We start from the raw sequence: 14,980 nt of genomic DNA, 5'->3' as shown, positions 1-14,980 counted from the left end.
GATGAAGTCACTTCAGAAGCTAGCATCAGCTGAGAAAGGGCGCTATTACGCATTGTATATCATTGCGGTGTCTCTGGGGATCGTTGTGATATCTCAAGCGTACTTGATTGTTTCCATTGTTGATGACCTATTTATAAATAAACAAACGTTTGATCAAACTCTACCGTTGTTATTTGTGTTATTAGGTGTCCTACTTGTTAGGGCATCTTTATCTTATTTAAGTGGCAAGATCGGGGTGGAAATGGCAGCGAGAATAAAGCAAAAATATCGAGAACGTCTGTTACAGTCATATGGGAGTCGCTCGATTATGGCATCCACGCGAGGGCAGTCGGGCTCAAAAATGAGTGTGATGTTGGATGCGGTTGATGAATTAGACAGTTTTTTTAGCAAGTATGTTCCGCAAAAGATCCTAACGACGATGGTCCCACTTATGATCTTAATCGTGGTGTTTAGCCAACACTTTTATTCTGGTCTTATTATTTTGGTGACCGCCCCGTTTATTCCGCTATTTATGGCTATTGTTGGCGGTATGACACAACGAAAGTCAGAAGAAAAGCTTGATAGCCTAAAAGCTTTTTCTGGACGTTTTCTTGATACGATTCAAGGACTCGAAAGCTTAAAGCTATATGGTCGATCAAAGCACTACAAAGAAGTCATTCGAAAAAGCAGTCTCGATTTTCGTGATACGACGATGGGGATTTTAAAAGTAGCGTTTACTTCTTCTTTAATGCTTGAGTTTATTTCAATGTTGAGCATTGGACTTGTAGCACTAGAGCTTGGCTTACGTCTCGTTGTTTTTAATCAAATTAACTTTTTTACAGCCTTTTTCATTTTGTTGTTAGTTCCTGAATTCTTTAATTCGCTTAAGGAATTAGGAAGTGCCTTTCATTCGGGGCGAAGTAGTACAGGAGCAGCAGAAAAGATTGAGCAGGAATTAAAAAGTGAAGAGAACGAAACGAAGTGGGGGACTAAGTCATTAGAGAAGCCGCTAGCAATTAAGTTGAACAATTTAGAAGTTAAATACGAGTCTACTGACTTTAGGCTAAAAGGGATACAGGCAGAGCTTTCAACAAAAGGTCAAATAGCGATAGTTGGAAAGAGTGGATCAGGCAAGACGACGCTATTAAACGTGATTGCTGGACTGCTGCCTACTGTATCTGGTGGTCTAGTGGTCAATGAGCATAACCTAACTGAATATAAAGAGCAGGACTGGTTTTCGCATATCAGCTATATAACCCAACACCCTTACTTGTTTGCAGGAACGATTGCCGAAAACATTTCTCTTGGAGTTGAGGCAACGAAAGAAGAGATAGAAAAGGCAAAGGCCGAAGCTGGGCTCACTGATTTAATAGATTCTCTGCCTAACGGGTATGATACGGCCATTGGTGAAGGAGGAAGAGGACTTTCAGGAGGCGAGAAGCAGCGAATTGCTCTTGCTCGTGCCTTTTTAAAAAAGCCATCTGTTATCTTATTTGATGAGCCAACGTCAGGTTTAGATTTACGGACAGAGCAACATCTTCAAGATTCGATTCAGGAATTGACAAAAGTGTCACTCGTTATTACTGTCGCGCACCGAGTACAGACGATTAAGCATGCAGATCATATTTTGTTGCTAGATCAAGGGAAGATGGTTGCAGAGGGGACACATGACGAACTTTTGGCTGCATCTGAGTATTATCGTAACTTATTTAGTATGCAAGGGAAGGAGGAGCAGAAATGAGTGAGCTTACCCATATCGTTAAACACATGATCCAGGAAAAGAAAGACGTCGTTCTCTCCATTTTATTTGGATTTTTAGCTGGTATAACAGCAGTTGGATTATTTGCGGCGAACGGGTATTTAATCTCGCAAGCTGCTCTAGAGCCCCCAATGTATGTCCTAATTGCCATGGTCGCTGTGGTCAAAATTGGAAGCTTTATACGAGCACTTAGCCGTTATGCCGAACGCTATTACTCACATAGGGCAACATTTACGATGCTGAGTGATTTGCGAGTATATTTTTATGAAAAACTTGAGCAAATCGGTTCGCCTTTGTATCAGAAATATCGCAGTGGTGATTTGCTAGCGCGTGTTGTAGGAGATGTGGAAAGTCTCCAAAACTTCTTCTTGCGTGTCCTATACCCACCGATTGTGATGGCATTAGTGTTCTTAAGTACCATCTTGTTCGTTTCTTTTTACTCGATCTGGGTCGCTCTTTGTTTAATTGTTGGTCTTATTTTGACCGCGCTTGTAATCCCGTTATTGTTTGCACAGAAGCAAAAAAAAGTAAGCAACCGAATTCTCGAAGAACGAGCACAGTTATCTACGGATGTCGCTGAATGGTTTTATGGTTTCCGAGAGTTAAAAATTCACCAAAAGCTTCAAGAGAAAGAACAACATCTTGTAAGTACTTCGAATCGTTATATTAACGAGCAAGAACGAGCGGGGATTCAGTCCATTTCCTATCAGTCAATGAATATGGCTGTTTCTTTACTTGTCTCTTGGTTTGTGCTTGCAGTTAGCGCGTTTTTAGTTGCCAGGGGCGAGTTAGATGGTCTTTTTTTAGCGATGCTTGTCATGATTAGTTTTATTGTCTTTGAGCATTCGGTGCCAATGGCGTTGTTTCCCGTACATTATGATGAAAGTGAGAGAGCGGCTAGTAGGTTATATTCGGTTGCCGCTCAGGGTAATCAAAAAGGCTTACGATCTACGGAAGGGAATCAAGGTTTTCAAACTGTTCCTTCCATTAAATGTAAGGGGGTAAGCTTTTCCTTTCCTGGAGACCATCGCAATACGTTAACGGACGTCACGCTAAGCTTTCCTTCTGGTTCAAAGACAGCGATTGTTGGACCGAGTGGATCGGGAAAATCAACATTACTGAAGCTTATCCTTAAGCAGTATGAGTCAGCGGGAGAGATATTACTGAGTGATACCCCTATAAGTCAGGTTGAACAAGAAATGATCTGGGAGAAGGCAAAAGTGATCCTTCAGGAAAATCATTTTTTTTATGGTACGGTTAAAGACAACTTATTATTATCCAATAGTGATTGGACAGATAAACAATTACAACAATTATTAGCTGATGTTCAATTACCTCATCTGAAGCTTACAGATGAGGTGATGGAAAAAGGCCAAAACTTATCTGGCGGTGAAAAGCAGAGACTGGCAATGGCTCGTGCCGTTGCAAAGAAGGGCAATTTATGGCTTCTTGACGAACCAACTTCTTCCTTAGATTCATGGACGGAACATTATCTATATGAGCTTCTTTTTAATCAGGCGAAAAAGGACACAGTCATCTTAGTTAGTCACCGCCTCAGTGGACTAGAGAAGATGAATCAAATTATTGTCATGGACCAAGGGAAAGTCATTGAAGTGGGGAGCTTTTCAGAACTAATGAAGTCCAAAGGGTATTTTCATCAATTGAAGCAGATTGAAAATAGCGTATTGCAGTAAAAGTATAAGAGAAGCAGAATCTGTAACAGGATTTTCTGCTTCTCTTTTTGTTTATGTAAAAATGAAACATATTTTACATAAAGAACGCGAAAGCTAAAAAAACCAACTCAATTAAATTATGGGTGATGAAATGGAAGAAATTGTAGATGGAATTTTTGATTTTATGCCTCAAAGAGGAGTACTTTTGACAGCGATAGGAATGATGGTGTTTATTTATGCTTTTCAATATGGAATTACAAAGATCAATGAACTATTAAAGCTTCCTTGGATGAAAGAAGAGAATCAGAAGCAAAGGAAGAAGATTTTAACAAAAGAGAAGAATCAAAATCAAAACTAGGAGAGGGGGTGGACGGAATGATCAATCAAGATCATTATCGTATTTCTCCAGTAGAAATGTCAGTCACATTAATTGCTATGTTATTAGCGATAGGGGTGCTAACACTACCTCGGACATTAGCTGAAATTCTTGATACAGCAGATGGATGGATTTCCGTTTTGATTAGCGGCGGGATTATTATGGGGATCGTTTATCTCATTGTCCAGCTTCAGAAACAGTTTCCTGGTCAAAATCTATTGGAATTTATCGGTGAAAAAGGAATAGGAAAATGGATTGCAAAACTGTTAGCAGTCCTATTTGTTCTCTATTTTATTCCTTACTTAGCTTATGAAGCGCGTGTGCTTACACTTATTGTAAGAATGCATTTGCTTGATCGAACACCACCGGAGATCACACAAGCTATTATATTGCTAACAACCACATATGCCGTTTCAAAGGGATTACAAGGCATTATCCATTTAAACTTAATGTTTGTCCCTTTTATTATTGTTGTGTACTTTATCTTAATTATTTTTAACCTGGAGAATATGACCTTTAACGAACTGCTTCCAGTCCTGCCAAAAGGAATTATACCGTTACTATCATCTTTAGAACCGACGATGTTCTCTTTTTTAGGGATTGAGTTACTGTTTTTTTGGCTTGCCTATATGAAAGTGAATAATTTGCGTGCGTGGCCATTAAATATGGGAATCCTTACTGTCACCATTTTGTATACTCTAATCGTAATTGTGTCTTATATGACCTTATCTGTCACTGGTTCAATGGCTACAGTGTTTCCTACCGTTGCGTTAGCGAAAGAGGTTGAAATTGTAGAGGGATTAATTGAACGTTTTGAACCTATTATGATTGTCATATGGATCATGGCTATCTTTAATACGATGACGATTATTCAGCTTTTGGCTGTTCAAATCATCAAAAAAGATATCTTTCAAGTAAAGAAAGGGACATGGGTACCGGGTGTTGTGACGTTTTTTGCTTATCTCACTGCTTTTATACCAAACTCCATTCAAGGAGTTTTCGCGATGGGTGATCTAGTGAGCTATGCGGGTACAACGCTTATAGTAGTTTCGCTAATAATCGGGTACATGAAAGTTGGTATCAAGAAATTTGGGGAAAGGAATCAACAGCAACGTAAGGGGATCGCGAAATGAAGGCAAAGAGAGCAATAGTCCTTTTTATTTATTTAAGTCTTCTAACTGGTTGTTGGGACTTACAAGAGATTGAAGAGCTAGGCTTCGTCCTTGCTGTTGCATTGGACCCTGTAGATGATAGTGAAATAAAAGAAACGTATCTTAAGGAGACAGGCAGGCCTTTGCCTAAAGAAATGTTTCAAATGACCTATCATGTCGTCATACCTGGACAAATTGAGACTGGGGGAGAAGAGGCTGGTGGACAAGCTGAAGGCCCTTTTTTTAATATCCGCTCTGTTGGGATGACAAGCTTCAAGATAAATCGAAATTTCACAACGAGAAGAAGTAGAGCGATGAACTTAGAACATTTGAAAGTGATCATTATTAATGAGGAGTTAGCCCGTGAAGGGATCATTAAGCATCTTATCGATTTTTTTGTTCGGGACCATGTAATGAGAAGAGATAAACTTGTGTTAATTGCAGAAGGCAAAGGCTATGAAATTTTGGAAGAGAAATTACCTTTAGAGATGGTGCCGGCATTATCGATTGACATGATAAGTGAGAATGCTAATAGAGGCTACGCTATTCCAGCTCCAAAAGAAATAGGAGAGTTAGTAAATAATGTGATCGGTCATAACAGCTACATTATTCCAAAAATAATTAAGACGGAAAATGAATTCAAAGTTGAGGGTGCCGCTGTGTTTCGTGGAATAGATAATAAAATGATTGGCTGGCTTGGACCGTTTGATGTACAAGGATATGACTGGGTGAGCGGCAATATAGAAAATGAAGTAATAGAAGCATTCTATGGACCAGAACAAATCCCGTTTGTATTTGAGAACGACTCTGCAGATATAGAAGTAGATTATCAACATGAAAATGGGAAAGATATTTTTCGCATTACGATTAAATCAGAGGGGTTTTTTGTTGAAAACTGGATTAGTGGGATTGAGCTATCTTCTGTTGATACATTACAAAAACTTGAGGAAGAGGTGGCTGCTGAGATAGAGCGGCAGGCAGCGAAAATAATAGAAAAAATGCAGACCGAATTTTATACAGATATTTTTGGACTGCATGAAAACATTCGAATTAATAATTTTTCTTATTGGGAAAAGGTGAAAGATAATTGGGACGGAGCAGAAGGTGTATTCCGAGATGCTGAAATTCAAGTAGAGGCAAAAGTGAAAATACGCCACCATATGACGCATGAAGAGTTAGAACAGAATTGAGGTGAGTACATGTATAGAAGGCTTTTACGAAAGTTAAATGAACAGAAGGTGCGTACAAAAGATGAATATTCAATTAAACTCTCGAAGGATCTTGGGTCGATGGTTGAAACGATTAATAATACCGTTGGTGAAAGTGACGATATAGTTCAACGAGATTTTAAAATTAGTTCACGCTTAAAAGCGAGTTTGTTTTTTGTTGATGGCCTGGCCTTTGATTCTGGAATAGAAGATCGGATTATTAGACCACTCATTTACTTTGCTAAGGTGGAAGAAGAGTACACACCGAAAAAAATGGTAGAGTATATCTTAACCGAAGTGGTGACGTTTATTGAAGTTAAGGAAGCTTCTACGTTTGATGAAGCGATCCTAGGGCTTATGTCAGGTGAAACGCTTCTTGTGATCGATGGCATCGATAAATTAATTTTGTTTGACACGAGGCAATTTAATCAACGAGCGATTGAGGAACCAGAGAGTGAAGTCATTGTTCGTGGACCGCGTGATGGGTTTAATGAAGTTCTTCATACGAATGTGATGTTAATACGAAGACGATTACGTGATCCCAATTTAACTGTCCAATTTGGTCAACTTGGCAGAAGATCGAAAACTGATTTTGCCATTGTGTATTTAAAGGGAGTGACAAATCAAGACCTTGTTGAGGAAATTCGTTATCGGCTTTCCTGTATAGACTTAGATCTTCTTTCGGAGACAGGGGTAATTGAGCAGTATATAGAGGAAAACGTACTGTCACCCTTCCCCCAAGTATTACGGACAGAAAGACCAGATAAGACAATTCACGCTTTGACTAATGGAAAAGTTATTGTAGTAGTAGATGGAACACCTTTTGTCCTCATGGCACCTATCACGTTTAATGATTTAATGAAAGCAACCGAAGATAATTATGATCGTTGGCATATTAGCAGTTTTATTCGGTTACTACGTTATTTTGCAGCTTTTATGGCTGTTTTTTTGCCGGGCTTGTATATCGCGATGGTTTCCTATCATCAAGGGATGATTCCAACTGTATTTGCCTTGTCGATTGCAGGAACTCGTGAGGGGGTTCCTTTTCCTGGGTTTATTGAAGCATTCTTAATGGAACTAACATTTGAGTTGTTAAGAGAAGCGGGGATTCGCTTACCCCGTCCAATTGGTCAAACGATTGGTATTGTAGGAGGTCTAGTTATTGGAGATGCAGCTGTAAGAGCGGGGATTGTCAGTCCCGTTATGGTCATTGTTGTGGCTATTACTGCGATCGCCTCCTTTGCGATTCCGGCTTACAACGTAAGTATTACGTTTCGGTTATTGCGTTTTACCGTTATGATTGCAGCAGCTGTCTTTGGTTTATTCGGGATTGTTATCGTTTATATTTTAATAAATATTCATTTAGTCGGATTGAGAAGCTTTGGGAGTTATTATACGGCTCCATTTGCACCATACAAATTTGGTGAGTGGTTAGATCTTATGATCCGCGGACCGCTTGTTCTTATGAAAAACCGTCCTTCAGAACCACGTACGCTTGATAAGAAGAGAAAAGATATCTAGTTTAAGATTTTAAATAAACGTTTATATAACATGTATGGAGGTGTTTTTATGGCTCAAATGCTTGATATTGCCTATTCTAATTTGTTATCCCCAATGATTTTATTTTTTCTTATGGGAATCATTGCTGTTGTCGTTAACTCAGATTTAAAAGTACCAACAGCGTTTTATACGGGGTATACAATGATTATCTTATTTACAATTGGGATTAAAGGAGGTGCTGAGCTAAGGTATGTCTCCTTACTGGAGATGGTCCCTACTATTATTGCAGCGGTTATTTTAAGTATTTTAATGTTGTATATTACCTATTTCATTGTCCATAAACTTTTTTCCTATTCGGTATTTGATTCATGGGCAGTATCAGCTCATTACGGATCGGTTAGTGCGGTTACCTTTATTGCTGGATTAGCCTTTTTAGACAAGATGGGAATTTTCTATGAAGCCTATATGTCAGCCATTTTAGTTATAATGGAAGGTCCGGCTATCATTTTGGCTATCATCATGTACAAGCTCTACCTTCAAAAGCAAGGTACAGAGAAAAATAACCCAAATGCAAGCATTAAACACGTCGTGAAAGAAGCCTTCTTTGGAAAAAGTATTTTCTTGCTCCTAGGTGGTATTTTTATTGGTTTTGTCGCTCATGAAGATGGTCTTCTGCTAATCAAACCACTATTTGGAGATCTATTTTATGGGGTGCTATGTATATTCTTATTACATATGGGGATGATTGCTACACAAAGTATACAACAGATGAAAAATGTAAAAATTGTTTCTTTTTTGTTTGCGTTTATTTTGCCTGTTATTGGAGGGACGATTGGAATAGTGACAGGACAGTTTATCGGACTATCCATGGGAGGAGCTTTCATATTAGCTGTCTTAACAGGAAGCGCCTCCTATATCGCGGCACCAGCTGCGATTGCACAAGCAATTCCAGAGGCCAATTCAGGTATTTACTTAGGGTCAGCACTAGGTTTAACATTGCCATTTAATTTAGTTTTTGGGATACCTTATTTTTATTGGGTTGCAACTCTTTTATATTAAATTCAGAAGAAAGGGGATCTTACATGCCGGAGTTACCAGAAATGGAAACATACAAACGCCTCCTAAGTGAACAGTTGGCTGGGCAAACAGTTACAACTGTTGAAGTAACAAGAGAAAAAACGGTCAATATTCCTGTTAAGCAGTTTATAAGAGAAGTACAAAACAAGGCTATTGTTGCCATTGAAAGGCGTGCTAAGTTTCTTATATTCAAACTTGATTCTGGAAAAAGCTTATTGCTGCATCTTATGCTTGGTGGATTAATGTACATTGGAGGAAAGGGCGATGATTTAGATCGAACGAAACAAGTTACCCTTTCCTTTGGCGAAAAGAAGTTGTACTTTATTGGGTTGCGTCTCGGTTACTTGCACTTGCTTACAGCAGGGCAGATAGAAGAAACGTTAAGTGATTTAGGGCCAGAACCGTTAGACACTTCTTTTACGCTAGAAACATTTCTAGCGCTAATGGATAAGAAAAGAGGTGCTTTGAAGACATCATTAGTAAACCAAAAGTTCATAGCAGGTATTGGCAACCTTTATTCAGACGAAATTTGTTATCATGCTCAATTGCTACCAAAAAGGCAAGCAAATGATTTAACTGATCAGGATAAAAGTAAGCTTTATCAAAGTATCCAAGCTGTATTAAGGAGAGGTATTGAATTAGGTGGGTATATGGAGGTTCCTGTATACAAGGAAGACCAATTGACTGGCAGCTATAATCAGCATTGTTATGTGTATGACCTTGAAGGGAAGCCTTGCAAACGCTGTGGAAAGGCAATTATCCAAGATGAGATCTCTTCTCGTAAAACGTTTTACTGTGACCAGTGTCAAAGTTGAATCAATAAAAAACATGCTCAGGTGCTTTTATACCTAGCATGTTTTTCTTTTCTTCTATAATGATGAAGTTGATGTTTTTCAGGTTGTCAGAAGAAACAGCAAGATGTTCAGCGGCTTGGTTAATTTCTGAAAAGATCTCTGTAACATTTTACATTTCATCTGCAATCATTGTTTTTTGACCTTAGTCGCTACTCGTTTTTACCTAGTTCCTGTTTTAATAATTTCAACTATGTAAATAGGGAAAATGGTCATTCATTAATAATTGAGTTGTCTGAGAAGTTTCCCGTTATAAAATCTGACCAATTAGCTGTTTCTATTGGTTATATCATACAAAATAAAAAATACACAACTGTGTGCTACCTGTTCTATAAATAAGAATTTGCTCACCAATGTATAAAGGTTACAGAAGTTTTTTTAGTAGAAGTAAGCAAATGTAACAACGATAAATTTCCTTAAACGTAAACCTAAACTACGGAAATTTTTCATGTTTAGCAGAAGTAATCGTTGTTTTTAGTTAACAATCGTATTAGTGTTTTTTAGTTAGTGTAAACAGTGACTAATCATGTGCGTAATATTATGATTTTTAAAGATTGAATATTTAAATATTTTCGTAGGTTAATTATAGAAAGAGGTGTCTAGTCATGATTGAGACTAAAGAAATCTGGAGACCAAACAATGTGAAAGACGCATGGGAGATTCAAAATAATCTAAAACCAAGTGAGTATTGTTTTGTGTCTGGAGGAACGTGGCTTAGGACACAGTGGGAAGCAGATTTAAAGGAGATGCCTCCAAATTTGATCAGTTTAGAGCAAATACATGAAATGAAAGAGGTAAAAGAGAGGCTTTCTTTTGGAAAAAGGGAAATTCTCATTGGTTCACAGGTAACTTTAGCTACTTGCATCAAACATCCTCTTCTTACTAAGTTTCTTTCTCCTCTTGTGAAAGCTTGTCGTAACATTGCGGCTCCGTCCATTCGAAACGTAGCAACCATTGGTGGCAATATCTATACGGCTGCAGGAGATACCATACCTGTATTTTTAATCCATAATGCAAAGATGCGTTGGTTTAATGGGAAAGAGATGGAGACAGAGCTAATGGAAGAGTGGTTGATTGGGTTACAGGCAAACGGAATGAAAAGAGATCAACGTATTTTAGTTGAGGTTGCCGTAGAAATTGATGATCGATCTTACGAGGATTTTTCTTTTTTTCATAAAGTAGGTAGACGAGAAACGTTTACAGCTTCGCTTGTCACAGTTGCCGGTAAAGGAAAGATCAACAAGGAAGGGTCATTTCAAGAGGTTTCATTAGCCGCTGGTGGGGGGCTTATACCATTAAGGCTCTCGGATACGGAGAATGAGCTTCAGAGTACAGAGGGCTCTAAGCATTTATTTAAAACGATCTTTCCAATGATTACGAAAGAATTTAATGCAACATCAGATCCTTTTGCATCGAGTAATTACAAAAAAACAACGGTTGCAAATCTTATTATTAGCGAATTGTTTGAACAATGGGATGGAAATGGAGGTGTTTCGAATGTGGCTGAATCGTAGGTCGAGCGGCGAAAAGTGGAAAGTAAGACCAGATGGAGAAGAGAAGGTCACAGGGAAACTTCGCTATTTAACAGATATGACATTTCCGGATTTGCTTTATGGCAGAGTGTTAAGAAGTGATGTTCCTCATGCACGAATAATTTCAATTAATACATCTATCGCGCTTAAGTACCCAGGGGTTATCGCCGTCCTGACATATCGCGATATCCCAGGTTTAAATGGGTTTGGAATTAGTACGCCAGATCAGCCAGTATTTTGTGAAGACCTTGTTCGTTTTGAGGGAGACGCCATCGCAGCTGTAGCAGCAATAACAGAAGAAATTGCAGAAAAGGCTTTATCTCTTATTAAAGTTGAATATGAACCACTCCTTACATTAGACACTCCAGAATTAGCACTTCAATCTAAAGCTCCAAAATTGCACAAAGACGGCAACATTCTACATCAAACAGACTATCAGCGAGGCGATATAAATCAAGGGTTTAGGCAATGTAATTTTGTTATTGAAGAGACTTATATAACACCAAGGCAAATGCACACGTACCTAGAAACAGAGGGTGGTATTTTTGTTCCAAGTCAGGAGGGGAAATTAACAGTTTATGCTCCGACACAACATGGGTACAAAGATAGAATGCAGCTTGCGAGAATATTAGCTTGTCAGGAAGAGCAGATTCGTGTGATTTCAAGTCCGATAGGAGGATCATTTGGAGGAAAAGATGAATTGAATGTACAGCCGTATGGGGCATTACTAGCTCTTTATTGTCATCAGCCAGTGAAGATGCATTATTCAAGATGGGAATCTGTAAAAGCTGGGTTAAAACGGCACCCAATGAAAATCAAAATGAAAACGGGAGTGAATGAAGATGGCAAGTTAATCGCCCATCAAGTTCAAATTCTCTCTGATACGGGTGCTTACTCTACATTAGGAGGTCCTGTACTTAATTTTGCCACTGAACATGCGGTAGGTCCTTATCAAATTCCACATGTAGAGGTAAAGGGTAAGGCTGTTTATACAAATAACGGAATATCAGGCGAGTTTCGTGGATTTGGGGGGAACCAAGTTATTTTTGCTCTAGAAGGTCAGCTTGATCGGTTAGCTGAAAAAATGAAAGTGGACCCTTGGGAATTGCGAAAAAAGAACTTAAGAAAATTGAATGATCTTGGTCCAATGGGACAGCGGATTGTACCGACAAATGGACCAGAACAAGTATGGGAAGCAGTTAAACATTCACCTCTTTGGGAAAAGAAGACACAATCGAATTTCTCAAAGCCTTGGATAAAACGCGGCATTGGAGCAGCGCTAGCAATGCATGGTTCAGGATTAGGGTATGGAATTCCTGATCACGCAGGTGGACTTATTCGGTTAAACAAAGAGGGAAAAATTGAGGTTGCTTTCGGTCATGAGGAGTTTGGTCAAGGTTTATTAGGAACATTGGAGATCTTGTTACAAGATCATTTTCAGTGCAATAAGGATGATCTTAGTATTGTGATTGGAGACACCGATCTTGTTCCTCCAAGTGGGTCATCAACTGCTTCGAGAACAACCAATATGGTTTGGCAAGCTTTGAACCGTCTAAAAGGCCCTTTTCTAGAAGTGTTGTTTACAAAAGTGAACGAATTAACAGGTCGCCCAGTGGAAACATTGAAAACAGGTCCAGGGGGGATTTGGGCAGAAGTTGATGGAGAAGCGGATCTAGTCATTACCTATAGTGAACTAGTTAAAAATGGAGCCGATGAACTCGAATGTTCAACTGATTTTCACTTTCCTGTTACACCGGATCCATTCATGGGTGGGCACTATCTTTATACGAGTACGTCTGTTATTGCGGAGGTTGAAGTAAATCTACTAACGGGAACGGTTAAAGTAACTAGGATGGATCACTCTGTCGCGGCTGGTCCAGTAATTAATCCTATGGGGTATGTAGGACAAATTGAAGGCGGTAGCGTCATGGCCCTTGGGTTTACTCTATCGGAGGACGCTGTGATGAATGATGGTAAATACGTGACGAAGAACTTAGATTCGTATTTAGTTCCAACTATTTTTGACGTGCCGGAAAAACAGTATGTTCATGCGATTGAGGAGTTACCGGATGGAGATTCTTTTGGCCCTCGAGGTGTAGGGGAGGTTGGTTCAGTTGCTTTAGCTCCTGCTATTGTTGCAGCAATAAAAGAGGCGACAGGTATTTGGGTAACAGAACTACCAGTTAATCGGGAACAGCTACAAAAAACACCTTTTCTAACCAGATTTGAAGAGGGAATAGAGGAGGGAACACAATGAGTCAAAAGGGGAATCTGGTTGGTGTTGAGAAAGAAACCGAGTATTTGCTATCTTTCGAATTAAATGGAGAGCCAGTAGAAATTCAAGTTGATCCCTCCCGTCGCTTGGTAGATATTATCAGGACAGATTTAGATTTAACAGGGACAAAAATTTCGTGTGAAATTGGTAGATGCGGAGCGTGTATGGTGCTTGTTGATGGAAAGCAACAAAATTCATGTTTAACAATGGCTTATCAGTGTGAAGGAAAGAAAATAGAGACCATTGAAGGTATTAGCGCAGATAGAATTGATCCTGTTCAACAAGCATTTTTAGAAGAGGGTGGATTTCAATGTGGCTATTGTACCCCAGGAATGATCGTTTCTATTAAAGCATTATTAAAGGAGAATCCGGAAGCGACAATGGAAGACCTAAAGGAAGGATTATCAGGAAACCTTTGTCGATGTACAGGATACGGAGGTATTTACAGAGTGTTACGAAGATTAACAGATAAATAATAAAACAAGTATGAAAGGGTGTTTGTAATGAAGGAACTATATGAGTATCTTACAATTATAAAACAACATCCTAATAAAACTTGTGCATTAGCTACTGTTATCCAAGTCGAGGGTTCTAGCTATCGTCATGAAGGGGCTAAAATGCTGTTTTTAGAAGATGGCATACAATATGGGTTGATTAGTGGTGGTTGCCTGGAAGAGGACTTGCGCGTTCGTGCTAATGGTGTAATGGCAGAAAAGAAACCAGAAACGATCACGTACGATCTGCAATCAGAGGATGACTTAGGCTGGGGACAAGGCGCTGGATGTAACGGTAAGATAAAGGTGTTATTAGAGCCAATTGATTGGAAAGGGACAGGTACAAATGGAGAAGGTTCTTGGGGTTCTGTTCTTGAAGCTTTTGAAATGGGGGAAGATGTCATTTCTGTACGTGAGATTACCGGAGAAAGAATAGGAGGTCGGCTTTTTTTTACTAAAGAAGGAAAGAAATTAGGGCTTCAAACTCCTTTAGAAACAGAACGTTTCTTATGTAGAGATGCTATTCGTTTTTATCAAGAGGAGCGTATTTTTGACTATCAGATGAACCTTGAGTTAAATACACAATTTTTATTTGAATTACACGAGTCAAAGGATATGATTTATATTTTTGGTGCAGGACCTGATGTTGAACCCGTTGTGAAAAGAGCGGCTGAATTTGGGTTTTTACCAATTGTTATAGACCCTAGGGAAAGTAGATGTCAGCCTAGATTTTTCCCTGACGCTGCCCAATGCATTCAAGCCCACCCTGAACACTTTTTAGCAAGTCATTCAATACCATTAAATAGCTATGTATTAATTATGACCCACAGCTTTGCTAGAGATAAAGCCATCCTCTCTTTCTTTAACAGATATCAACCAAAATATGTAGGGATTTTAGGCCCTAAAAGACGGACGGAGCGACTCCTACATCCAATGCAAGTGCCCCAATGGATACACTCACCAATTGGAGTAGATATTGATGCTGAGGGTGCAGAAGAAATTAGTCTTAGTATAGTCAGTGAGTTAGTTAAAGTGAGGAATAAAAAGCGGGTGTTGAATAAACATCGTAAGTTGAAAGCGCAGGAAACCAAGTTTTAAAGAGGTC

Annotated in this window: 12 protein-coding genes; all 12 read left to right on the top strand. The window is 39.0% G+C overall.

Annotated features, from left to right (window positions below):
- The first annotated feature begins 1 nt into the window (after nt 1).
- A complete protein-coding gene (gene cydD / locus AC1FXP_RS15390) occupies nt 2–1,720 on the top strand; it encodes a thiol reductant ABC exporter subunit CydD (RefSeq protein ID WP_480062858.1) in 1,719 nt (572 codons plus the stop codon).
- Nucleotides 1,717–3,432 carry a thiol reductant ABC exporter subunit CydC gene (gene cydC, locus AC1FXP_RS15385; RefSeq protein ID WP_480062857.1) on the top strand — a complete coding sequence of 572 codons (1,716 nt, stop codon included), beginning with the start codon at nt 1,717–1,719 and terminating at the stop codon, nt 3,430–3,432. The genes cydD and cydC overlap by 4 nt, the downstream gene beginning before the upstream one ends.
- Nucleotides 3,433–3,562: 130 nt before the next feature.
- Entirely contained in the window at nt 3,563–3,769 is a 207-nt protein-coding gene (locus tag AC1FXP_RS15380; RefSeq protein WP_480062856.1) for a hypothetical protein, read from the top strand.
- A 17-nt stretch (nt 3,770–3,786) separates the two neighbouring features.
- Complete coding sequence (locus AC1FXP_RS15375; RefSeq protein ID WP_480062855.1) at nt 3,787–4,920, top strand: GerAB/ArcD/ProY family transporter; 1,134 nt, start codon at nt 3,787–3,789, stop codon at nt 4,918–4,920.
- Entirely contained in the window at nt 4,917–6,128 is a 1,212-nt protein-coding gene (locus AC1FXP_RS15370; RefSeq protein WP_480062854.1) for a Ger(x)C family spore germination protein, read from the top strand. The genes AC1FXP_RS15375 and AC1FXP_RS15370 overlap by 4 nt, the downstream gene beginning before the upstream one ends.
- A gap of 9 nt (nt 6,129–6,137) precedes the next feature.
- On the top strand, nt 6,138–7,667 hold the full coding sequence (locus tag AC1FXP_RS15365) for a spore germination protein (protein WP_480062853.1): 1,530 nt from the start codon (nt 6,138–6,140) through the stop codon (nt 7,665–7,667).
- 48 nt (nt 7,668–7,715) lie between these two features.
- Nucleotides 7,716–8,705, top strand: a complete 990-nt coding sequence (locus tag AC1FXP_RS15360) for a sodium-dependent bicarbonate transport family permease (RefSeq protein WP_480062852.1) — start codon at nt 7,716–7,718, stop codon at nt 8,703–8,705.
- A 23-nt stretch (nt 8,706–8,728) separates the two neighbouring features.
- Nucleotides 8,729–9,538 (top strand): bifunctional DNA-formamidopyrimidine glycosylase/DNA-(apurinic or apyrimidinic site) lyase, encoded by an 810-nt coding sequence (mutM, locus tag AC1FXP_RS15355; RefSeq protein ID WP_480062851.1) that lies wholly within the window; start codon nt 8,729–8,731, stop codon nt 9,536–9,538.
- Between the two features lie 641 nt (nt 9,539–10,179).
- A complete protein-coding gene (locus AC1FXP_RS15350) occupies nt 10,180–11,088 on the top strand; it encodes an FAD binding domain-containing protein (protein WP_480062849.1) in 909 nt (302 codons plus the stop codon).
- Nucleotides 11,072–13,363, top strand: coding sequence for a xanthine dehydrogenase subunit D (pucD, locus tag AC1FXP_RS15345; RefSeq protein WP_480062847.1), 2,292 nt, complete (start codon nt 11,072–11,074; stop codon nt 13,361–13,363). Before AC1FXP_RS15350 ends, pucD begins: the two co-directional genes overlap by 17 nt.
- A complete protein-coding gene (locus AC1FXP_RS15340) occupies nt 13,360–13,857 on the top strand; it encodes a (2Fe-2S)-binding protein (protein WP_480062845.1) in 498 nt (165 codons plus the stop codon). The genes pucD and AC1FXP_RS15340 overlap by 4 nt, the downstream gene beginning before the upstream one ends.
- A gap of 27 nt (nt 13,858–13,884) precedes the next feature.
- Nucleotides 13,885–14,973 carry an XdhC family protein gene (locus tag AC1FXP_RS15335; protein ID WP_480062843.1) on the top strand — a complete coding sequence of 363 codons (1,089 nt, stop codon included), beginning with the start codon at nt 13,885–13,887 and terminating at the stop codon, nt 14,971–14,973.
- Nucleotides 14,974–14,980 lie beyond the last annotated feature (7 nt).

It is taken from the genome of Halalkalibacter sp. HAAS-P013, assembly GCF_056619925.1.
Note: the sequence above shows the minus strand (reverse complement) of the source record. Positions and strands in the feature narration are given on the sequence as shown.